Below are 23045 nucleotides of genomic sequence, written 5' to 3'. Positions count from 1 at the left end.
GTGATAAACGCAACCTCTGATCGACCCCGGGGTCGTATTCAGCAGCTATTGACCGAACAAAGGCTTCCCATGAGTGAAGATGCACAAGATGTAGTCCTCGTCGTCGAGGACGACCCCTCCATCCTGATGGTGCTGTCGGCCTACCTGTCGGGGGAGGGCTATCGGGTGCTGCAAGCCGAAAACGGTGAGCAGGCCTTCGAAATCCTCGCCAGCAAACCCCACCTGGACATGATGATCACCGACTTCCGCCTGCCCGGCGGGATCTCTGGCGTCCAGATCGCCGAGCCCGCGGTGAAATTGCGGCCTGAGCTCAAGGTGATTTTCATCAGCGGCTACGCCCAGGAAATCCGCGAGACGGACAGTCCGATCACCCGCAAGGCGCCGATTCTGGAAAAGCCATTCGATCTGGACAAGTTGCAGGAACTGATGCAGGAAATGCTGTCCTGACCCGGTGGGAACTGCCGCGACCTGCGGCAGCTCCTACACGCGAATCATCTCCTGCACCTTGGCCGTCAAAAGATCGAAGGTAAACGGCTTGGTGATCATCTGCATGCCCGGATCCAGGAACCCGCCGCGCACCGCCGCATGTTCGGCATAACCGGTGATGAACAAGACCCTCAGCTGAGGCCGCAGTTGCCGGCCGATTTCCGCCAGTTGCCGACCATTCATGCCGGGCAGGCCGACGTCGCTGATCAGCAGGTCGATGCGTTGGGTCGAGTCGAGGATCGGCATCGCACTGTCGGCATCGCTGGCCTCGACAAAGGCATACCCCAGGTCCCCCAGCACGTTGCTGACCAATAACCGTACCGCAGGATCGTCCTCGACGATCAGCACGGTCTCGCCATTTTGCGCGTAAGGCGCATGTTCGACGTCGATCGGCTTGTCCTGGGGCAGGTCGCCGCCAAAACGCGGCAAATACAGGTTCACGGTGGTGCCTTGGCCGACTTCGCTTTGAATCGCGACATGCCCGCCCGATTGCTTGCTGAAGCCATAGATCATCGATAAGCCCAAGCCGGTGCCTTGGCCGATGGGTTTGGTGGTAAAAAACGGGTCGAAAGCTCGATTGATCGTGCTTTGCGGCATGCCGCAGCCATTGTCGGTGACGCTCAGTACTACGTAGTCGCCAGGCTCAAGGTTTCCGTGGGGCCTGGTGAAATCGGCGTCCAGCTTGCGGTTCGAGGTTTGCACCAGCAGCTTTCCACCATCAGGCATGGCGTCGCGGGCATTGATGACCAGGTTGAGCAGGGCGCTTTCCAGTTGGTTAGGGTCGGCTTCGGCGACCCACAGCTGCTCGTTCAACTGCATGTCCAGGTCGATGCTTTCATTGATGCTGCGTTGCAACAGCTCGCCCATGGAGACCACCAGGTTGTTCATGTCCACGGGCTTGGAATCAAGCGATTGGCGACGGGAGAACGCCAGCAGACGGTGGGTGAGGCTCGCCGCACGATTGGCGGACGTCACGCCGAGGTCGATCAGGCTGTCCAGATCCTCTGTGCGCCCACGGGCCAGACGCCGGCGCAACAACTCCAGGCTGCCGATGATGCCGGTCAGCATGTTGTTGAAGTCATGGGCGATGCCGCCGGTGAGCTGGCCAACCGCTTCCATTTTTTGCGACTGGCGCAGTACCTCCTCGTTGTGGCGCAGCTGCGCGGTGCGCTCTTCGACCTGTTGCTCCAGGGTCTCGAGGGTGTTTTGCAGGCGCAGTTCACTCATGCTCAAGTCCACCAACCGATCCCTGGCTTCATACTGTCGCCTTCGACCGCGCAGGGCCGCAGTGACCATGCTGATCAACGTTTCCGGGTGGAAGGGGCGTTCGAGGAACGTGACGTTACCCAGCAGCGGGCCAAAACGTGACGCCGGGTTATGTTCCGGGCCACCATGGTGAGTCAGCAGCACGATCGGCAAATCGGACCAGGCCGGTTGCTGCTCGATCAGCCCCAGCAGCGGCTCAAGGTCGCTGCGCAGCAAGGCTTCGCTGGACATGAGCAACAGGCCGGCGCCTTGCTGCAGTTCGTGGCAAAGCCCCGCCAGGTCCTTACTGACGACCCCGCCGAAGCCCGCCTCGTTGAGCAAGGTCAAGGCGATCTGGCTGTCTCGCCCCAGGGGGGCAAGAATGATCGCACGCTCGGACGTCGCATCATTGACTGTCACGGTGTATCCCCGAGCAGGGGATTGCTCGCGCCCAGGTAGGTCGGGACACCGCGCAATACGCCCTGGAAGGTTTCCAGCGGTTCGCCGATGGTCATGCCGTTGGCGCTGATCTTGTATTCGCGGATGGTCGATTCATGGCTGCCGGTGCGTTTCTTGATGATGGAAATGGCTCGCCTTACCTTGCCCAGGGCTTCGAAGTAGCGCAACAGAATGACCGTATCGGCCAGGTAGGTGATGTCCACCGGGGCCTGCATGTCACCGACCAGGCCATGCTGGGCGACAGTCATGAAGGTCGCTGCGCCTTTGCGATTGAGGTACAGCAGCAGCTCGTGCATGTGTAGCACCAGGGCGTTTTCTTCCGGCATCGCCGCTTGGTAACCGTTGATACTGTCGATCACCACGGTCTTGATGTCGCCCTCATCGACGCAGCGACGCACCCGATGGGAGAACTCGCCGGGGGACAGTTCAGCGGCGTCCACTTGCTCGATCAATAAATTGCCGCTGTCTTGCAGCGCACTCAAGTCGATCCCGATGTTCTTCATGCGTGCGAACAGCAGGCCAAGCTCTTCATCGAAGATGAACAGTGCGGCTTTTTCGCCTCGGCTCACGGCCGCAGCGGCGAAAATCATCGAGATCAGTGACTTGCCGGTGCCCGCCGGGCCGAGGATCAGCGTGCTGGAGCCCGTCTCGATACCGCCGCCGAGCAGCGCGTCCATTTCGCGGATGCCGCTGGTCAACTGTTGTCGCAGGTAGTCGCCGCGGTGCTCGGCGGCCACCAGGCGCGGGAACACGTGTACGCCGTTGCCCATGATGGTGAAATCATGAAAGCCGCCGCGGTACTTCTGGCCACGGTATTTCACCACACGAACGCGTCGGCGCTCGGCGCCATAGTTGGGTGTCAGTTCCTCCAGGCGAATCACGCCGTGGGCCACGCTGTGCACGGTCTTGTCCAAAGATTCGGTGGTCAGGTCATCGAGCAGCAGCACCGTGGCCTCGTAGCGCACGAAATAGTGCTTGATGGCGAGAATCTGCCGACGGTAGCGCAGCGAGCTTTGCGCCAGCAGGCGAATCTCGGAGAGGCTGTCGAGCACAACGCGGGTGGGCCTGACGCGTTCGACCACTTCAAAAATCTGTTTGGTGGCCTCACCCAGTTCCAGGTCCGAGGAGTACAACAGCGATTGCTGGTGCTCGGCGGTCAGCAGGCTTTCGGGGGGCGTCAGTTCGAAGATATGCACGTTATCGTCCAGCTCCCAGCCATGGGAGCGCGCACCCTGGCGCAATTCGCGTTCGGTTTCGGACAGGGTGATGTACAACGAGCGCTCGCCGGCTTGGGCGCCGGCCAGCAAAAAGTGCAGGGCGACCGTGGTTTTGCCGGTTCCGGGTTCGCCCTCAAGCAAAAACACATGGCCGCGGGACAGTCCGCCATCGAGGATGTCATCGAGACCATCAATTCCTGTGGCGGCTTTTACGCTGGTCAACTCGTTGGATGTAGTCAAAAAATGCCCTCTCATGACTAGGGGAAACGAGGCAGCTGGTGACGGGCTGCCTGTTCTCTTGACCCTGGGTCGTAATGAGCGTTCAACTTTTTGTAGGGGGACGTTGGGCCTACGTACCCTTGCCCGCGTCATCGTTTTTCGCCTGTAGGAGCCAGGCTTGCCGGCGAACCAGACGCTGCGGTGTAGCTGTTGCACCGCGTTATCGTTCTTCGCCGGCAAGCCTGGCTCCTACAGGCGAGGAACGTTTTATAGCCCTTGCTGCAGGGCCGGATCATCCGGATTCATTTGCTCAAGCTGCGCCAGCAGTATCTGCACGTTCTGCAACTGTCCGCTTTCTTTCCAGTAATTGACCAGCAACACCCGTGCCCGACGATCGTTCGGATGGCGCTGGACGATTTCCTGCAGCTGTTTCTGCGCCGCTTCCAGCTCCTGTTCGCCATGCAGCGTGGTGGCCAGGTCGTAGCGGTAATCCTTGTTGTTCGGCTCAAGCTCCACGGCCTTGGATAAACCGAGCAGGGCGAATTCGCTTTGGCCGTGATGCAGCAACCAGAGCCCCAGCGCATGTTGCAGATAGGCCGAGTCGGGCTGGGCCTTGAGCTGTTTGGCCAACAGTTGGCGGGCAACGTCGGCCTGGCCCTGTTTGTCCAGTACCTCGATCTGCATCACCAGCGCCGGCAGCTTGCCAGGATCGAGGCGCAACGAGTGTTCGAGCGCCTGTTGCGCCTCTTTCAATTGGGCGTTGTGCAGGTACAGCCGCGCCAGCTGGTACTGGTTGTCGGCGCTTTCAGGCGCGTTTTTCAACACCTGCTGCCAGGCGTCGATGGCCTGCTCCAGAGGACCGAAATAGAGACCAAGATCATCGGGTGACAAGCCCAGCAGCGCATTGACGGCGGCCAGTCGCACGTTCTGCTCGCCGTCATCGAGCAACGGCCCCAGCAACAGGCTGCGCTGGCCGCTGGGCACCAGTGCGCTGATGCTTTTGATTGCTGCGATGCGGACCTCGGGCGCCTCATGCTGCAAGTCCGCATCCGCAAGCTTCAGCGCCACGGAGCTGGGGTAGTTGGGCAGTTCGGCATGCAGCCAGACGCGTCGCTTGGGCGAAATGTCCGGGCGCGCCAATTGCTGGTAGAGCACCCGCGCGGCCCCCGGTTGGCCGTTGCGGGCTGCCGTCAGCGCTTCGGTGTAACCGCGCTTGATCGCTTCGGGCACCACCGGGGTGCTGCTGCGCAGGAACATCCAGGCAAGGCCGATGGCAAACAGGACGCAGAGGCTGATGAGCAGGTAGCGGCGGGACTGGGGCATGCAGGATCCGGAAGCTGGCAGGCTTTGGCAAAGCTGTCAGCTTCGGTCAGGCGGGGCCTTGAGTCAAACCCTGACTTGCGATACGCAAACCTGTCCAGACCCCGATGCTGTGACTACGCTTGCTGGAGTGGACTGGACGGGCGCACCCATGCAAGCGCTGCTGCATTACTTCAAGGCGATGCTCAACCCCGGGCGCGGGGTGCTGCTGTTCGCCTTGAGAACCATCGCGGCCGGGCTGTTGACCCTGTACCTTGCGTTTGTATTCGACCTCGAGCAGCCCAAGTGGTCGATCATGGCCGTGGTCATCATCAGTCAACCCTTGGCCGGCATGGTGCTGGCCCGCAGTTTCGGCCAGGTCATCGGCACCACCCTGGGGGCGGCGGTGGCCGTGCTGATCATGGCGATCTTCCCCCAGGCGCCGCTGCCTTTCATCATGACCTTGTCCCTGTGGCTGGCGCTGTGCACCGCCGGTGGCACTTTGTTGCGCTATACCAGTTCCCAGGCCTTTGTCCTCAGCGGCTATACGGCCGTGGTCGTGGGACTGCTGGCGGTGCCCGATCAGGATGGCACCTTCCTGCTGGCCGTGACCCGCGTGACCGAGACGCTGCTGGCGGTAGCCTGCGTCTGCGTGGTCAGCCTGCTGACCGCGCGCCCTGAGGCCGTGGCCAAGGAGTATTTCGACCGGATCGACCAGGTGATCAAGTTGCTGGCGACCCACGCCAGCGCCGTTATCCGCACCGAGGAAAACGAAGCCGACTTCCACCGTCGGCAAATGCAGTTGCTGGGGCAGATCAGTGCGCTGGAGGGGGTACGCCGGCATCTGTATTACGACGCGCCGCGTTTGCGCAGCGCCGACGACCTGGTGCAGTTGCTCGGCAACCAACTGGTGCTGCTGACGGCAAGGCTCACTGCCTTGCGCCATCAACGCGAACTGTTGCTCGAACGCTGGGAAGGCGAGATACCCGGGGAAATACGGCAGTTGCTCGACGAAGAACTGGCCTTGCTCGATGAACTGGCCCGGCAGGGGCGCTCGATGCCTGGCGAGCAGCGGCGCCAGTTTGCTGCGTTGCAAACGCGTTTCGATGCACTGGCGTACCGCTCGGAGCAACTGATCGAACCCTTCAAGGCCACCCTGCGCTCGCTGTCCTGGTCGTTGCGCTGGGAACAGGCGCGCATGCTGCAGCAGCTTGAAACGATTCTGGAATTGAGCGACGTGATCCAGAGCGGGCGCAAGGCCAGCAGCGTTTTTCGCGGCCAGGCCAACCCTTTGCACCTGGATTTCACCCTGGCGACGATGAATGCCATCCGCGCTTACTGCGCACTGATGGTGGCCGGGCTGATCTGGATCGAAACCGGATGGGACGGCGCCCGGGGCGGGATGGTCGTGGTGGGGATTCTTTGTTCGCTGATGGCGACGTTTCCCCGGCCACTGCTGGCCGCCCAGAGCTATGCCCGGGGGCTGGCGCTGGCACTGGTGTTGTCGTCGGTGCTGCAGTTTGCGCTGGTGCCGATGATCAGCAGTTTCGAACTCCTGGCGCTGCTGCTGGCGCCCTTGCTGTATGCCGTCGCCGTGGGGTTGTACAGCCCGGCCACGACGGGCACGGGGATTGGCCTGGGGCTGATGACGTGCCTGTTGTTGGGCCCGCAAAACACCGGCATCGGGCAAAACAGTGCCATTCAGTGGTTCGAGTTTGCCGGCGCTTATTTGTGCGCCGCGACACTGGCCTTGAGTGTCTATGCCTTGATCTTCCCCTTCCGGCCTGTGCTGCGGATGCGCCGGTTGTTCAAGGAGAATTGCGAGCAGGTCTACGCCTTGCTGAAAACCCCGGCCACCGATGAAAACCAGTTTGCCTTCGAGAGCCGCATGGTCGACCGCCTGACCATGATGTTGGGACTGTTGCCCGCCCTCCAGGACAAGCCATCGCGTGACCTGTTCGACGTCAGCCTGGGGTGCATGGCGTTGGGCATCGCCTTGAACCAGCTGCGGCAACAGGGACAGAACAACACATTGCTCAGTGCGCAGTTGCAAAGTCGATTGTTCGCCACGGTACGCGAAACCGGGAGGCTGGTGGCCGGCCGGCCCGACATTGAAGTGAACGCTGTGCTCGGTCGCCTGCACGCCTTGGGCGATGAACTGGACGCGCTGCATTCCAGTGTTCATCAACACCTCTGGTCGGTGTTTCGCATGCGCGTGGCGCTGTTGATCGTGGTGTCGTTCCTGGAACGCCACCGTGGCCACTTCGAACCCGCCACTTTGCAAGGAGTACCCGAGCTTGCCCATTGATCTGGAAATAGGCGGCGTCTACTTGCCGCCGATCGCCCAGGCGTTGCTGCTGGGGGTGCCGGTTTTCCTGGTGCTGGACTGGATTCTGCGGCGTCTGGGCGTGTTGCAGTTCGTCTGGCATGAAGCCTTGTTCGAAGGTGCGTTGTACGTCTGCGTGTGCGCGACGTTGATCCTGGTGATGGGAGCCTGATGCCGTGAAGAAGATCCTTGCCCATCTCACTACGGTGGCGGTGGTGGTGCTGGCTTTCGTGCTCGGTTGGTTTGCCTGGGAGCACTACACCCGCGCCCCCTGGACCCGCGATGCACGGGTGCGGGCCGACGTGGTGACATTGTCCGCCGATGTCGCGGGACGCATCGTCAGCCTCGGTGTGCAGGATAACCAGCATGTGGAGAAGGGTCAGTTGCTGCTGGAAATCGATCCTTCACGCTACGCCCTGGCGGTGGAGCACGCCAAGCGTTCGGTGGAAGTGGCCAAGGCCTCACTGGGGCAGTCCGAAGCGACCATCGTTGCCAGCCAGGCGTTGCTGCGCCAGCGGCAGAGCGAGGAGCGGCGCCGGCGCACCCTCAAGGAGCGCTCGGCCATTTCTGGTGAAGAGTGGGAAAAATCCAGCACCGATGTCTCGGTGGCCCAGGCCGACTTGCTACGCAACCAGGCAAACCTGGGGTTTGCCCAGGCCAACGTGCAACTGGCCATTGCCGCCTTGGCCGAGGCCGAACACGACCTGGAACGCACCCGCGTCGTATCGCCGGTCAGCGGCTATGTCACCAATCTGCTGACCCGCCAGGGCGACTACGCGACCGCAGGCGGCCCGCTGGTGGCACTGGTGGACAGCGATTCGTTTTACGTCAGCGGCTATTTCGAAGAAACCAAATTGCCGCGGATCGGGGAGGGTGACCGGGTCGACATCGAGTTGATGAGTGGCGAACGATTTGGCGGCACCGTGCAAAGCATCGCCTTCGCCATTGCCGACCGGGAAAACCTGCCGGGCGGGCGTTTGCTGGCCAACATCAACCCCAGCTACACCTGGGTCAAACTGGCGCAGCGGGTGCCGGTGCGGATACGGATCGATGCCGACTACGCCGGTAAAGACAAATTGCGCGCCGGTACAACCGCCACAGTGACTGTCCAGGAAAACCGCTAAACCTTTGTAGGAGTGAGCCTGCTCGCGATAGCGGTGAGTCCGTCACCACTATTGTTGAACAGTCACCCGTCATCGCGAGCAGGCTCACTCCTACAGGGGAATGAGGTGTTTTCGAGAGCAAAAAAAGCCCCGCGACCGAATGGGGCGCGGGGCAAAAAATTGGTTGGTTGCGGCCAACCAAAGGAGCTCTGTAGAAACGCTTACTTGCTAGCAATTGTCTCCGGTTGCCAGCCGCCACCGAGGGCCTTGTAGATCGCGACGATGCCGCGATACAGGTCGACTTCGGCCTGGGCCTGGGTGTCTTCTGCCGCCAGGCGCTCGCGCTGGGCATCGAGCAGCACGAGGAAGTCGGCGGTGCCTTCGCGGTAGCGGATCTCGGCGAGGTCGGCAGCGGAGCGGCTCGATTCGCTCTGACGAATCAGCGAAATCAGCCGTTGCTGGCGTTTGCCGTAGTCGCTGAAGGCGTTTTCCGATTCTTCCAGGGCCAGCAACACCTGCTGCTCGTAGGTCGCCAGGGCGCCTTCGGCATCGGCGTCGGCCCCGCGAATGCGGGCTTTTACACTGCCCAGGTCAAACGCGGCCCAGGTGATGCTCGGGCCCAGTGCCCAGGCGTTGGCCGCCGAGGAACCGATTTGCGAGCCACGTCCGGCGGTCCAGCCGAGGAAGCCGCTGAGGCTCACCCGTGGAAACAGGTCAGCCTTGGCCACGCCGATACGCGCCGTGGCCGACGCCAGTTTGCGCTCGGCGCTGAGGATGTCCGGACGGCGTTGCAGCAGCTCGGCGGGATCACCAATCGGCAAGGCCTTGGCAATCGCCGGCAAGTCTTTGGGGCTCAGGTCCACGGCCAACTTGTCCGGGCGCTGGCCCAGGAGGGTGGCGATGCGGTTTTTCTGCCGCACCTGTTCGGCCTGCAATTGCGGCACGCTGGCTTCGACCGATGCCAGGCGAGCATCGGCACGTTCCACATCGAGTTGATCGCCGACGCCGGCATCACGCAGGCTGATGGTGATCTTGCGCGACTCCTGCTGGTTGTTCAGGTTGGCCAGGGCGATCTTTTCTCGCAGTTGTGCACCGCGTAGCTGGCCATAGGCGTCCACCAGTTCGGCAATCATGGTCACCTGCAGCTGATATAGATCAGCTTCAAGCGCCTGTTGCTCGGCATTCGCCGATTCCAGGTTGCGCTGGATGCGGCCAAACAGGTCGATCTCCCAGGCCATGTCCAGCCCCAGGTCGTAGCGCTCGCTGTTGACCCGATCGGTGGTCTCGCCGGGAATTTGCCCTTTGCCCAGGTCACTGCTGACCCGGCTGGTGATGGTCGGCATGGCGTCATTGCTGACGTCATCGCGGATCGCCCGGGCCGCCTTCCAGCGAGCGAAGGCGACGCGCAGATCACGGTTGCCCTTGAGGGATTCGGTCACCAACTGGTTGAGGGTCGGATCTTCGAACTGTTGCCACCAGATGCCTTCGAAACGCGAGCGGTCGAAGTTTTTCTGGCCGGCTGCGCCCGCCGTGGCCGTGGTGATGTTGGCCGGTTCAAGGGCTTGGGTTTTATAGTCCGGGCCGACGGCACAGGCGCTTAGCGCCAGTACCAGCAGGCTCGGCAGGAAAGCTTTCAAACTCATCAATGCGACTCCAGCTTCAGGGCACGGGCGGCTTTGCGCGCTTGACCACGCTCGACAAAGTTGCGAATCAATACGTAGAACACCGGCGTCAACAGCAGACCGAAGAAGGTCACCCCGAGCATCCCGGAGAACACCGCCACACCCATGGCATGACGCATCTCGGCACCGGCACCGCTGGAGAACACCAGGGGCACCACACCCATGATGAACGCAAAGGAAGTCATCAGGATCGGCCGCAGACGCAGGCGGCAGGCTTCCAGTACTGCAGCCAGCGGGCTCAGGCCTTCTTCCTGCTTATCCTTGGCAAACTCGACGATCAGGATCGCGTTCTTACAAGCAAGTCCCACCAGCACGATCAAGCCGATCTGGGTGAAGATGTTGTTGTCGCCTCCCGAAGCAATCACACCGGTAATGGCCGACAGCAGGGTCATCGGTACGATCAGGATCACCGCCAGTGGCAGGCTCCAGCTTTCGTACTGCGCCGCCAGCACCAGGAACGCCAGCAGCACGCAGAGCGGGAACACGAACAGCGCGGTGTTGCCGGACAGGATCTGCTGGTAGGTCAGGTCGGTCCATTCGTAGGTCATGCCGTTGGGGAGTTCTTCCTTGAGCAGTTTCTCGATGGCTTTTTCCGCCTGGCCGGAGCTGTAGCCCGGGGCTGCGGCACCGTTGATTTCAGCAGTGATGAAGCCGTTGTAGTGCATCACGCGATCCGGCCCCGAGGTGTCGCTGACCTTGATGAAGGTCGCCAGCGGGATCATCTCGCCCTTGTTGTTGCGCACCTTGAGTTGGCCGATCTGGTCGGATTCGAGGCGGAACTGCTGCTCGGCCTGGACGTTGACCTGATAGGTGCGACCGAAGCGGTTGAAGTCGTTGGCATACAGCGAACCCAGGTAAATCTGCAGGGTGTCGAAGATGTCGCTGACAGCCACGCCGTGGGTCTTGGCTTTTTCCCGGTCGATGGCGGCATCGACCTGGGGCACGTTCACCGTGTAGCTGGTGAACAGGCCGGCCAGTTCCGGCACGTTGTGGCTCTTGGCGATGACGTTCATGGTTTCCTTGTACAGTTCTTCGTAGCCCAGGTTGCCCCGGTCTTCGATCTGCAGGCGGAAACCGCCGATGGTGCCCAGGCCTTGTACCGGTGGCGGCGGGAAGATCGCCATGTAGGCTTCCTGGATCCCGGCGAACTGGCCGTTCAAGGCACCGGCGATCGCACCGGCGGACATGCTCGGGTCTTTACGTTCGTCGAACGGCTTGAGGGTCACGAACACGATGCCGGCGTTCGGGCTGTTGGTGAAGCCGTTGATCGACAGGCCAGGGAAGGCCACCGCGCTTTCCACGCCAGGCTGTTTCAGGGCCAGGTCGGACATGCGCTTGATCACGTCTTCGGTACGGTCCAGGCTGGCCGCATCCGGCAATTGCGCAAACGCCACCAGGTATTGCTTGTCCTGGCCGGGTACGAAACCGGTCGGGGTGCTGGAGAAACCGAAGAACGTCAGCACCATCAGGCCGGCGTACAGCAGCAGGGCAATGCCGCTGGAGCGGATCACGCGGGCAACGGTGCCTACATAACCATGGCTGGCCTTTTCGAAGAAGCGGTTGAACGGACGGAACAACCAGCCACCGAACATCTTGTCCAGGACCTTGGAGAAACGGTCTTTCGGCGCGTCATGGCCCTTGAGCAACACAGCGGCCAGGGCCGGCGACAGGGTCAGGGAGTTGAAGGCCGAGATCACCGTCGAAATCGCAATGGTCAGGGCGAACTGCTTGTAGAACTGTCCAGTCAACCCGGAGATGAATGCTGCCGGAACAAACACCGCACACAGCACCAGCGCCGTGGCAATAATAGGGCCGGTCACTTCGCGCATGGCGCGCTTGGTGGCTTCGACCGGGGTCAGCCCGAGCTCGATATTGCGCTCGACGTTCTCCACCACCACGATCGCATCGTCCACCACGATACCGATCGCCAGTACCAGGCCAAACAGCGACAGGGCGTTCAACGAGAAGCCGAACAGATGCATCACGGCAAAGGTACCGATCAGCGATACCGGCACGGCCACCAATGGAATGATAGAGGCGCGCCAGGTCTGCAGGAACAGGATCACTACCAGGACAACGAGAATCAGCGCTTCAAACAGGGTGTGGACCACCGCCTCGATCGAGCCGCGCACGAAGATCGTCGGGTCGTAGACGATGCTGAAATCCATCCCTTCGGGGAAGCTCTTCTTCAGCTCGGCCATTTTCGCCCGAACTTCGTTGGAGATCTCGATCGCGTTGGAGCCAGGGCGCTGGAAGATCGGGATCGCCACCGCCGGCTGGTTGTTGAGCAAGGAACGCAAGGCGTACTGGCTGGAACCCAGTTCAACGCGAGCGATGTCTTTCAGGCGGGTGATTTCACCATCGTCGCCAGAGCGAATGATGATGTTCTCGAACTCCTCCTCACTGACCAGACGGCCCTGGGTGTTCACCGACAACTGAAAGCTTTGCGCATTCGGCGCAGGTGGCGCGCCCAGTGCACCGGCTGCCACCTGGCGGTTCTGTTCACGGATGGCGTTGACCACATCGGTAGCGGTCAGGTTGCGCGAAGCGGTCTTGTTCGGATCGAGCCACACACGCAGCGAATAGTCGCCCATGCCGAACAGCTGCACATCACCGACACCGCCCAGGCGCGCCAGCTCATCCTTGATATTCAGAATCGCGTAGTTGGACAGGTACAGCATGTCGTAGCGTTTGTCCGGCGAGGTCAAGTGCACGACCATCGTCAGGTCGGGCGACGCCTTGTCCACGGTGATACCGATGCGCGTCACTTCCTCGGGAAGTTTCGGCTCGGTGCGGGTCACGCGGTTCTGCACCTGCACCTGGGCGTTGTCCAGGTCGGTGCCCAGGGCGAAGGTGATGGTCAGGGTGATCTTGCCGTCGGCGGTCGACTGCGAGGACATGTACAGCATGTTCTCGACGCCGGTAATCGCTTGCTCCAGGGGAGCGGCCACGGTTTCACCGATGACTTTGGGGTTGGCCCCCGGGAAGTTGGCGCGCACCACCACGGTCGGCGGCACCACTTCCGGGTATTCGCTGATCGGCAGCTGGAACAGCGAGATGGCGCCGGCGATCAGGATCAGCAGCGACAGCACCGCGGCGAAGATCGGCCGTGAAATGAAGAATTGGGAAAAATTCATCGGAGTCGTTATCCCTTAACCGCGTGGGTTCGCAGCAGCCAGTTTCACAACGGTGCCCGGTGCGACCTTGGCAGGCGCGACTTGGGGCAGGTTGCTGGCTTCCAGCGCTTGTCGTTGTTGGGCCAGGGCCGCGAGGGTCTGCTCGGTGGCCATCGGGATCACTTCAGGGGTGACCGGGGAACCCGGGCGTACCCGCTGCAGGCCCTTGACGATGATGGTGTCGCCCGAGTTCAGGCCGTTACGCACGATGCGCAAGCCTTCGATTTTCGGGCCCAGCTCCACGGCGCGATAAGCCGTGTTGTTGTCGGCATCCATCACCAGCACGAACTTCTTGCCCAGGTCCGTACCCACCGCCTCATCGTTGATCAACATGGCGTTGTAGGTGCCGCTGCCCACCAGTTTCAGGCGCGCGTAAAGGCCCGGGGTGTAGCTGCCGTCGCTGTTGTCGAACACGGCGCGACCGCGGATGGTGCCGGTTTTCGGGTTGACCTGGTTGTCGACGAAGTTCATCACGCCCTGGTGCGGGTTGCCGTCTTCGTTGGACAGGCCCATGTACACCGGGGTGGTGGCGCCGCGTTTACCCTGGCGGGCGAGCTGGGTGTACTTGAGGAACACGCGCTCGTCGGCATCGAAGTAGGCGTAGACCTTGTCGGTGGACACCAGGCTGGTCAGCGGGGTGGTATCGGCCGTCACGAGGTTGCCGGCGGTGATTTGCGCACGGCTGACGCGACCGCTGATGGGGGCGGTGACGCGGGTGAAACTCAGGTTCAATTTCGCCAGGTCCAGCTGTGCTTGCAGGGCGCCGACGGCGGCGCGAGCCTCTTGGGCGGCACTGGTACGCGAATCGGCGAGCTCGGCGGAAATCGCGTTGCTGGTGCGCAGGCGCTCACCGCGCTGGGCTTCGTTTTCGCTGCGGGTGGCATTGGCGCGGGCCTGGGCCACCAGGGCTTCGAGGCGACGGACTTCAGCCTGGAACGGACGCGGATCGATCTGGAACAGCAGGTCGCCTTTCTTGACCAGGGCGCCTTCGGTGAAGGTCACTTCATCGATCTGGCCCGAGACCCGTGGACGAATTTCAACGGTTTCCGGCGCTTCAAGGCGCCCGGTGAATTCGTCCCACTCGTTGACCGGTTGCTCCAGCACCTTGGCCACGCTGACCTTGGCTGCGGGCAAGGAAGCGGCAGTCTCTGGCGTCTTGCCGCAAGCGCTCATCACCACTACGGCCAACACGGCCAACGGCAAGCGCAAATGTTTGAGTGACTGTTCCATGGATGCATCCGCCAATGTATTAAGATTGGCGAATGATGCTCGGCAGGGTTGTATCGCACGAATCGAATGAGGCGAAGGTAACTATCATCCGGAATGATAGGAGAGGCGGGGTAGCTCTCTAGCCTGCGCCTTTGCCAAGGTCTCGATCAATGGGGTTGATGGAAACTCTGTGTTTCCATGAGGGTAAAGATCAGGCATGAGACCGAATCGCTCACTTCGCTTTGTAGGAGCGAGGCTTGCCCGCGAAGAGGCCATCAGCCTCAACACATAATCAGGCCAGACTATCCGGATCCCCAAAGAACATCTGAATCCGCGACCGCAACCAACGCTCCCCCGGATCATTGTCCTGGGACCCACGCCACGCCATGTGCAATTCAAAACTGCGCACCGGCAGCGGTGGATCTTCGGCCCGGACCCCGCCAGCTGCCGTCAGCGCATCGGCCGTATAGTCAGGCACGGTCGCGACGATATCAGTGCCGCTCAAAAGCGAGCTCAGCCCGTTGAACTGCGGCACGGCCAGCACCACATGACGTTTACGCCCGAGCTTTTCCAGTTCTTCATCGATAAAACCGCTCAGGTCACCGGCGAACGACACCAGTGCATGGGGACGCGCGCAGAAGTCATCCAGGCTCAATGGCCCTGGTACGGTGTCGGCGCGCAACAGTTTTGGCGAGCTGCGGCGCAGCACTTTGCGCTTGGCATTGGCGGGCAGGTCAGTGGTGTAGCTGACGCCGATGGATATCTCGCCGGAGGCCAGCAAGCCGGGCATCAGGATGTAGTTGACCCGCCGCACCACCAGCACGATCCCCGGCGATTCGGCGCGCAGGCGCTTGAGCAGCATGGGCAGCAGGGCGAATTCGACGTCGTCCGACAGCCCGATGCGAAACACCGCGGTGCTGGTGGCCGGGTCGAACTCGGCGGCACGGCTGACGGCGGTGGAAATCGAATCCAGCGCCGGGGAGAGCAGGGCGAAGATCTCGACCGCCCGGGCGGACGGTTCCATGCTGCGGCCGGTGCGGACGAACAACGGGTCGTCGAACAGCCCGCGCAAGCGCGAGAGCGCCGCACTGATGGCCGGCTGGCCGAGGAACAGCTTCTCCGCGGCGCGGGTCACACTGCGCTCGTGCATCAGGGTTTCGAACACGATCAACAGGTTCAGGTCGACACGACGCAGGTCATTACGATTCATCTTGAGTCCTGGCAGAGTCAGCAAACTTGACGTGAGCGGCCATATGAGAACAATGGCCAGCAGGAATATTACGGGGAAAGGCTGGTACTCTGCACCGAGTAATTCAATTTTCCCACACCGGCTGCTCCGGTTTCTTACGACATTTGACGATGTTGCTGCAGCTGCGGAATCAATGACAGGCATGTCGACTATTAATAGCCACTGATAGTGTTGGGTCAAAACCCCAGCTAGAGTTCAAGGCATTAGAGGTTCAATTGGCGAGGTTTGCGATGTCCCGCACGATCCGTTTTCACAAGTTTGGTCCAGCCGAGGTGCTCAAATGCGAAGAGCATGCGGCGGCTCTGCCTGCTCCGGGCGAAGTGCAGGTGCGCGTCGAAGCCATTGGCATCAGCTGGTACGACACACTCTGGCGCCAGAACCTGGCGTCGTCCCACGCTCGTCTGCCGGCCGGTATTGGCCAGGAAATGGCCGGTATCGTCACGGCTGTCGGCGAGGGTGTCGATGACCTGGCGGTCGGTGACAAGGTCGCCAGTTTCCCGGCCCAGAGCCCGAACGATTATCCGGTCTATGGCGAGCTGATCGTCCTGCCGCGCTCGTCGGTGTCCCGTTACCCGGACGTGCTCAGCCCGATCGAAGCCAGCGTGCATTACACGCCGCTGTTGATTGCCTATTTTGGCTACGTCGACCTGGCACGGGTCAAACCCGGGCAGTTCGCCCTGGTCACCGACGCCAGCCACTGCGCCGGCCCTTCGTTCGTACAACTGGGCAAAGCCTTGGGCGTACGAGTGATCGCCGCAACCAAATCCGCGGAGGAGCGTGAATACCTGCTGTCCCTGGGTGCCGAGAAAGTCATCGTCACCGAGGAAGAAGACCTGTTGATGCGGGTCAACAAGATCACCGACAACCGCGGTGTGGACGTGGTGTTCGATGGTTTGGGTGGACCGCAGATGTCGTTGCTCGGCGACGTGCTGGCACCGCGCGGCAGCCTGGTGCTGTATGGCCTGCAGGGCGGCAACCAGACGCCATTCCCGGCGTGTGCGGCGTTTCAGAAGAACATTCAATTCTTTGTGCACTGCATCGGCAATTTCACCGGCAAGCCGGAGCTGGGCATCATCCAGGACCAGGTTGCGCTGCAACGTGCCTTGCGCGACATTAACCAGCTGACCGCCGATCGCGTGCTGCTGCCGCTCAAGACCCGGGTCTTCCCGTTCACCGAGTTCGTCGAGGCGCACCGCTACATGGACGAATGCCCATGCCGCGAAAGGGTTGCCCTGCAAGTCGAACCTGCTTGACCCCTCCCGAAGAGTCCGTGCCTGCACGGACTCTTGCGTTTTAGCGCTTTGCCCTCCGACATGAGACGTCCCACCAGCCTGAAGGTGGGTCGGTTCAGCAACTGAACCGGTTTTTGCTCTCGATCTGTAGCTTCTAATCAACATCCAAGTACTGATAATTGCATGATTACTTTCATCTCAAGGAATGAGTCATGGCCAGGTATCTAGCCGATACTTTTCAATGGGCGTCGTTAACGCAAGTTCGACAACTAGTGGCTTTTTGCGTGGTCGCCACATTACTACGAGAAGCTACTTTCCTCATTTTTTGTATTAAATGTCTGTGGGACGCTGTCGGACATTTCCTAGGATGCCGAAGGCAATCGAAACAAACCCCCGCCAAGCTGCTGTGCGTCAGCCCTTACGGGCCAACCTGGCCTGCAGCGATCAATTATTTCAAATGATGACAAAAAATTTTATTGTTAGCATTTGGTAATAAAGTTCAGTAATTAATCTCCCTTCGGGCATTCCTTGCGCTAGGCGTGAAGTTGTTTGCGTTGTATCGGACTTTTGAATATCAGGTAAATAGAAATGACCCATATCCATGACCAGGCGATGAACTATGTCTATCAACAAGTGTTACAGCGCCTGTTGAGTTTTTTTTCACGCGCCGAGCGCACGGCTTTGCAGTTGTTGATCCAGCGCCTGGCTGTCGCCGCTGGAGGGATGGATCGGATCGGTGACTACAAGGTATTGGCGGTCCAGTGCGGATCGCGTGACAGTTGCTACACCCTGGCGCTGCTGCGGGCCGCACAGTTGACGATCGCCACCCGGGCGCCCACGACATTCAGGCTGCGGGTGGCGACCCTTCGGCGCAATGGCATGAGCCAGCTGGCACTGGATAACATCCATCGCAGCTACAACGCCTTGTTCGTCTACGACGATCCCCGGGTCGAAGTGCTGATGGTTGATAACAGGGAGGTGCTGGCCTTCGATCACCGGGCCCCTCTATCGCGCGGCGCACGTGAGGCCAACCGGACGAACCTGCTTATGATGGGCCATCGTCGCATCATGGACGGACCGTTTGACCTGTGGGACGACGGGTACCTGGCCGCAGGCGAGTTCCATGGACAGATCGCCCGCTGGAACAATGGCGTCGATGCCTTGATCAGTGGCGACTCTCCGCGCGAGCAGAAGCGGTTCATCGAAGGGCTCAAGCGCGCGGCCGCCAAGGCCGGCCTCGTGACGTCCAACCGTCAGGAGGCGGATTACGGTGGGTTGTTCATGTTGCTCGATGAATTTGGCAGCGACTGTTATCAGGTGTTTTATGAAGACTACGGCCAGGAGGCCTGGCGTCCGGCAGGGCAGTTTGAAGCCTGTCGTCGCACGACCTACATCGATATCCACGACGTGCTGGTCAGCCACCTTGAAGAGCGCTGGCCGCTACTGACCGAGTTTCTTGGGTTCCAGGCCGATGAACTGGCGGCGCATCTTGGCGAAAATCAGTACGTCAGCGTGGCGTTCTCGGCACACCTGCGCGGGTTGCAATCCTGCTTCGTCCAGGGCAACACCTATGCGGCGGGTGTTACACACTACCTGCAGCGCGCCCTGGTGATGATGCGCCGTAATCAACTATCGGAGCGCTTGTGTGAACGGGCAGACGAGACGTATGGCAACCCGCACAAACTGGTTGCCCAGCGCGCACTGATCGCCGATGAGGCTCAGCAGGGCTTTGGCCTGAACGAGGCGCAATGGGTGTGCCTGCTGTTTGCACCTTTTGTCGGGCAGGGTGCGGCACTGGAGCGCTTCCTGCGCCAATGCCACCCTGGCATGCTCGTGGCAATGCCCGAGTTGCATCGGGCCATGCAGGGGCATCCGGTCCAGGAGCAGATCCTGCAGTGGATGGTCGATGTCAGCGGCTTGCCTGTCAGCCTGATCGGCAACCTGTATCGCATGGCGCCGGTGGTGCAGGAGGGCAAGTCGATGAACCCGCCCGACAGCCATGCCCCGCAGCCCGGGCAAGCAAGCGACGAGGTGTCGGTGACCGGTGAATGGTCGGCAGGTCGTTGAACGTGCGCATGTTGCCGGCCTTTTCGAGTGTGAATGACAGCCACCGCCACGCAAGCGGTCCGCTGCCATGAAAGGACAACGTGAAACCGATTTCGCCTATCAGGCGGTCTACCGCTACTTGACCAGCCTGATCAGCGAACCCGTGAGCGACAGCCGTGTGCGCCTGCCATCCTTGCGTGAACTGGCCGAGCGCTTGAACGTGTCGATCTCGACCATACAGTACGCCTACGCGCTACTGGAAAAGGAGGGGCGGGTTTATTCGGTGGCCAAGTCGGGTTACTACGCGCTACCGGTTGCCCCCAACAGCACGCTCTACGATGGCAGTGACCTGCTCGAGAGTGTGTATGTCAACGCCCGTCTTCCCGCCATGCTGGTCCTGAGCGCCGATGAGCCGGCCTTGCTGCAACCGCTCGACAGCCCGTTGTTGCTGCTGGAAAGGGAGTTGCTGCGCCAGTACCCGCGCCAGCCGCAACCCGCTGCGCAGCCCTGCGGCGAGCTGGAGCTGCGTACTGCATTGGCGGCACGTTATACCAGCTCGCCGGTACGCTGTTGGCATGCCGATGATGTCTACATCGGCGCCGATCTTCGCGGTGTGCTGGAAATCCTGATCGTCGTGCTGGAGCTCAAGGACGCCGCTGTGGCTGTCGAGTCGCCCTGTGACTGGGCGATACTGCGCCTGTTTCAGGCGGCCGGTGTGAAGGTGATCGAATGGCCGCTGCTGGGCGACGGTAGCCTGGACGGCAAGCGCCTCAGCGACCTGCTGGAAGCGCAGCCGGTGCGCCTGGTGATGGTGTCGTCCGGGCTGAACATGCCCCGGGGCAGCAGGGCCCCCGATGACAACCGGCAGGCGATCGCGCACTTGCTGGAACGGCACGGCGTTTGGGTGCTGGAAAACGATTGTTATGGTGAGCTCGGGTTTGAGCCCGATCAGCGGCGATTTCGTGATCTGTTGGCCCCGGAGCGCCTGATGGTGTTTTCCACGTTCGAAAAGATCATCGGCCCGGAGGCCCCTTATGGCTATCTGCTCTCCCGCCATATGAGCAGCGAGCTGCAACGGCAATTTCTCTTGCGCGCCTTTCGCCTGTCGCCGATTCGCCAGAAAGCCATTGCCCGCTTGTACAGCAACGGGCGCATCGATCAGCACCTGCAGGTACTGCGCCGGCGACTCAAGGACGGCAAGGAACAAATCACCCGGCTTTTGCAGGAGCGCCTGGGCGATGCCTTGCAGTTCGTCGAACCCCAGGGCGGGGCGACGATCTGGCTGCGTTCATTGCGCCAGGTCGATATGAGTCGGGTGTTCCAGCGGTTGCTCAGGCAACAGGTGGTCGTCGCGCCCGGCGAGCTGTTCAGTCTGCAGGGCCTGCACGGGCAGCACTTGCGCTTGAGTCATGGTGTTGGCAACGACCAGGAACTGACCGCCGCGCTGGGCTTGCTGGGAGACGCCTTGCGTCTGGAAGCTATCGATTGAGCCTTTGCCATATGACATCAATGGATCGATTCCATCGCGCTAAGGTCAAACTGCCAGTAAACTCCGCTTCTACTCCTGAACTCTATTACAGAGGTATTGCATGACACTCAGTCCTTTTGCGGGCAAGCCGGCACCGGCGCAATTGTTGGTAGACATCCCGCGACTGGTCACGGCCTATTACACCGGCCAACCCGACGCCGCCATTTCGACCCAGCGGGTGGCTTTCGGCACGTCCGGGCATCGAGGCAGCTCGTTCGACTTGAGTTTCAATGAATGGCACGTCCTGGCAATCAGCCAGGCCATCTGCCTGTATCGCCAGGCCCAAGGGATCGATGGCCCCTTGTTCGTCGGCATCGATACCCACGCGTTGTCCACGCCGGCCGGCGCCAGCGCCCTGGAAGTGCTGGCCGCCAATGGCGTGACGGTGATGATCGCCGAAGGTGACGAATACACGCCGACGCCCGCCGTCTCCCATGCAATCCTGTGCTACAACCGCGGCCGTACCACGGGCCTGGCGGATGGCATCGTCATCACCCCGTCCCACAACCCACCGCAAAGCGGGGGCTACAAATACAACCCGACCAATGGCGGCCCGGCCGATACCCACATCACCAAGTGGATCGAAGCCAAGGCCAACGAGCTGCTGGCGAACAAGCTCGCCGGGGTCAAGCGCATCAGCTACGAGCAGGCGCTGAAGGCCAGCACCACCCATCGTCACGATTACCTCAACACCTATGTCGCCGACCTCATCAATGTGATCGACTTCGACGCCATTCGTGAGGCCAAGCTGCGCCTGGGCGTCGACCCGTTGGGTGGGGCAGGCGTGCGCTACTGGTCGGCGATTGCCGAGCATTACCGCCTGGACCTGGACGTGGTGAACAAGCAGGTCGACTCGACGTTCCGCTTCATGACCGTCGACTGGGACGGCCAGATCCGCATGGACCCATCGTCCAGCCACGCGATGCAGGGGCTGATCGGCCTGAAGGAACGCTTCGACGTGGCCTTCGCCTGCGATCCAGACCACGACCGTCATGGCATCGTCACCCCCTCCGGCGGCCTGCTGGCGCCGAACAACTACCTGGCCGTGTCGATCGATTATCTGTTCCAGAACCGCCCGCACTGGCGAGCCGATGCCGCAGTGGGTAAAACCGTGGTCAGCAGCGGCTTGATCGACCGCGTGGCCAAGCGCCTGGGGCGCCGCCTGTATGAAGTGCCGGTCGGCTTCAAGTGGTTTGCCGATGGCCTGTTCGACGGCTCCCTGGGCTTTGGTGGCGAAGAGAGTGCCGGGGCTTCGTTCCTGCGCAAGGACGGCAGTGTCTGGTGCACGGACAAGGACGGGCTGATCCCGGCCTTGCTGGCGGCTGAAATGACCGCACGCACCGGTCGCGACCCAAGCCAAGCCTACCGGGCCCTGACCGACGAACTGGGCGAGCCGTTCTCGGTGCGGGTGGATGCCAAGGCCAACCCGGAACAAAAGGCCCTGTTGAGCAAGTTGTCGCCGGATCAGGTCACCTCGACTGCACTGGCGGGTGAACCGATCCAGAGCATCCTCAGCCATGCTCCGGGTAACGACCAAGCCATTGGCGGCCTGAAGGTCATGACCGAAAACGGCTGGTTCGCGGCGCGCCCGTCGGGCACCGAGGATATCTACAAGATCTATGCGGAAAGCTTTGTCAGCGACGACCACCTCAAGCAGTTGGTGGCAGAGGCCCAGACCCTTGTGGATGGCGCTATTTCTGCGAAATGATTGACGGCCCCTTCGCGGGTGTCACGTGTCTGTAGGAGCGAGCGGGCGGCGATCCGACTTGCCCGCGAAGACGGCAGCATGAGCACCGACATACTCCAGCCAATCAAAAAGGGCGACCTCCCACGGTCGCCCTTTTTTTGTCCGATTTACAGCATCAAGCCAGATCCACCAACACGATCTCGCTGTCCTCAATCGCCGTCACCCGCAACACCTGCTCCTGGGCAACCGCTACACCGTCTCGAGCTTGTGCACGCAAGCCATTGATTTCAATGATTCCAGTGGCCGGCACCAGGTAAGCGCGACGCCCGCTGTCCAGGTGATATTCCGCCGTTTCGCCGGCCTTCAGATTCGCCGCCACCAAGCGTGCATCGGCGCGGATCCGCAGGCTTTGATCGTCCCCGGCCTTGCCGCTGGCCAGGGTCACGAAACCTTCGCGCTGGCCTTTCGGAAACGGCTTGGCGCCCCAGGACGGTGCCAGGCCGGATTCGTTGGGGATGATCCAGATCTGGAAAATCTTCGTCGGCGTCGCTTCCAGGTTGTATTCACTGTGCGCGATCCCGGTCCCGGCGCTCATGACCTGAACGTCACCCGCTTCAGTGCGACCCTTGTTGCCCAGGTTATCCTGGTGGGTGATGGCGCCTTCACGGACATAGGTGATGATTTCCATGTCCCGGTGCGGGTGCTGCGGGAAACCGGTGCCCGGGGCAATCACGTCATCGTTCCATACCCGCAGGTTGCCCCAGTTCATGCGCTTGGGGTCATGGTATTCGGCGAACGAAAAGTGGTGATGGGCATCCAACCAGCCATGGTGAGCGCCGCCAAGCGAGTTGTAGGGTCTGAGTTCAAGCATGATCGTCTCCT

The 23045-nt window shown here is 61.3% G+C and carries 16 protein-coding genes; 8 read left to right on the top strand and 8 right to left on the bottom strand.

Going from position 1 to position 23045, the window contains the following annotated elements:
- Positions 1 to 69: 69 nt before the first annotated feature.
- Positions 70 to 447 carry a response regulator gene (locus OH720_RS17430; RefSeq protein WP_272602193.1) on the top strand — a complete coding sequence of 126 codons (378 nt, stop codon included), beginning with the start codon at positions 70 to 72 and terminating at the stop codon, positions 445 to 447.
- A gap of 33 nt (positions 448 to 480) precedes the next feature.
- Here the strand turns inward: OH720_RS17430 and OH720_RS17425 are convergent, their stop codons facing one another.
- From OH720_RS17425 to OH720_RS17415, 3 genes are all read right to left on the bottom strand, one after another.
- Positions 481 to 2151 (bottom strand): ATP-binding protein, encoded by a 1671-nt coding sequence (locus OH720_RS17425; RefSeq protein WP_272602192.1) that lies wholly within the window; start codon positions 2149 to 2151, stop codon positions 481 to 483.
- Positions 2148 to 3647 (bottom strand): ATPase domain-containing protein, encoded by a 1500-nt coding sequence (locus OH720_RS17420; RefSeq protein ID WP_272602191.1) that lies wholly within the window; start codon positions 3645 to 3647, stop codon positions 2148 to 2150. The genes OH720_RS17425 and OH720_RS17420 overlap by 4 nt, the downstream gene beginning before the upstream one ends.
- A 246-nt stretch (positions 3648 to 3893) precedes the next feature.
- Entirely contained in the window at positions 3894 to 4949 is a 1056-nt protein-coding gene (locus tag OH720_RS17415) for a tetratricopeptide repeat protein (protein ID WP_272602190.1), read from the bottom strand.
- Between the two features lie 148 nt (positions 4950 to 5097).
- Between OH720_RS17415 and OH720_RS17410 the strand changes: the two genes are divergently transcribed.
- The 3 genes from OH720_RS17410 to OH720_RS17400 are packed head-to-tail and all read left to right on the top strand — an operon-like array spanning position 5098 to position 8375.
- Positions 5098 to 7233 carry an FUSC family protein gene (locus OH720_RS17410; RefSeq protein WP_272602189.1) on the top strand — a complete coding sequence of 712 codons (2136 nt, stop codon included), beginning with the start codon at positions 5098 to 5100 and terminating at the stop codon, positions 7231 to 7233.
- Complete coding sequence (locus OH720_RS17405; protein WP_008061285.1) at positions 7223 to 7423, top strand: DUF1656 domain-containing protein; 201 nt, start codon at positions 7223 to 7225, stop codon at positions 7421 to 7423. Before OH720_RS17410 ends, OH720_RS17405 begins: the two co-directional genes overlap by 11 nt.
- 4 nt (positions 7424 to 7427) lie before the next feature.
- Positions 7428 to 8375: an HlyD family efflux transporter periplasmic adaptor subunit gene (locus tag OH720_RS17400; RefSeq protein ID WP_272602188.1), complete on the top strand. Its 948-nt coding sequence runs from the start codon at positions 7428 to 7430 to the stop codon at positions 8373 to 8375.
- Positions 8376 to 8575: 200 nt separating this feature from the next.
- Here OH720_RS17400 and OH720_RS17395 read toward each other — a convergent pair whose 3' ends face one another.
- The 4 genes from OH720_RS17395 to OH720_RS17380 all read right to left on the bottom strand — a co-directional run bounded on the left by OH720_RS17395 (position 8576) and on the right by OH720_RS17380 (position 15631).
- Positions 8576 to 9997, bottom strand: coding sequence for an efflux transporter outer membrane subunit (locus OH720_RS17395; RefSeq protein WP_272602187.1), 1422 nt, complete (start codon positions 9995 to 9997; stop codon positions 8576 to 8578).
- Positions 9997 to 13173 carry an efflux RND transporter permease subunit gene (locus OH720_RS17390; protein WP_008061282.1) on the bottom strand — a complete coding sequence of 1059 codons (3177 nt, stop codon included), beginning with the start codon at positions 13171 to 13173 and terminating at the stop codon, positions 9997 to 9999. Before OH720_RS17390 ends, OH720_RS17395 begins: the two co-directional genes overlap by 1 nt.
- Positions 13174 to 13188: 15 nt before the next feature.
- Positions 13189 to 14442 (bottom strand): multidrug efflux RND transporter periplasmic adaptor subunit MexE, encoded by a 1254-nt coding sequence (mexE, locus tag OH720_RS17385; protein WP_272602186.1) that lies wholly within the window; start codon positions 14440 to 14442, stop codon positions 13189 to 13191.
- A gap of 271 nt (positions 14443 to 14713) precedes the next feature.
- Positions 14714 to 15631, bottom strand: coding sequence for a LysR family transcriptional regulator (locus OH720_RS17380; RefSeq protein ID WP_008061280.1), 918 nt, complete (start codon positions 15629 to 15631; stop codon positions 14714 to 14716).
- Positions 15632 to 15900: 269 nt separating this feature from the next.
- Between OH720_RS17380 and OH720_RS17375 the strand changes: the two genes are divergently transcribed.
- From OH720_RS17375 to pgm, 4 genes are all read left to right on the top strand, one after another.
- The gene (locus tag OH720_RS17375) at positions 15901 to 16923 is read left to right on the top strand and encodes a zinc-dependent alcohol dehydrogenase family protein (protein WP_008061279.1); all 1023 of its coding nucleotides are present in this window, start codon (positions 15901 to 15903) and stop codon (positions 16921 to 16923) included.
- Between the two features lie 567 nt (positions 16924 to 17490).
- Complete coding sequence (locus OH720_RS17370; protein WP_272602185.1) at positions 17491 to 18969, top strand: hypothetical protein; 1479 nt, start codon at positions 17491 to 17493, stop codon at positions 18967 to 18969.
- Between the two features lie 67 nt (positions 18970 to 19036).
- Entirely contained in the window at positions 19037 to 20437 is a 1401-nt protein-coding gene (locus tag OH720_RS17365; RefSeq protein WP_272602184.1) for an aminotransferase-like domain-containing protein, read from the top strand.
- 100 nt (positions 20438 to 20537) lie between these two features.
- Complete coding sequence (gene pgm / locus OH720_RS17360; protein WP_272602183.1) at positions 20538 to 22184, top strand: phosphoglucomutase (alpha-D-glucose-1,6-bisphosphate-dependent); 1647 nt, start codon at positions 20538 to 20540, stop codon at positions 22182 to 22184.
- Between the two features lie 154 nt (positions 22185 to 22338).
- Here pgm and OH720_RS17355 read toward each other — a convergent pair whose 3' ends face one another.
- The gene (locus OH720_RS17355; RefSeq protein ID WP_272602182.1) at positions 22339 to 23034 is read right to left on the bottom strand and encodes a pirin family protein; all 696 of its coding nucleotides are present in this window, start codon (positions 23032 to 23034) and stop codon (positions 22339 to 22341) included.
- Positions 23035 to 23045: the final 11 nt, after the last annotated feature.

This window comes from Pseudomonas sp. WJP1, from assembly GCF_028471945.1.
Classification (GTDB): domain Bacteria; phylum Pseudomonadota; class Gammaproteobacteria; order Pseudomonadales; family Pseudomonadaceae; genus Aquipseudomonas.
The sequence above is the reverse complement of the archived record's forward strand: the minus strand, read 5'-3'. Positions and strand labels throughout refer to the sequence as shown.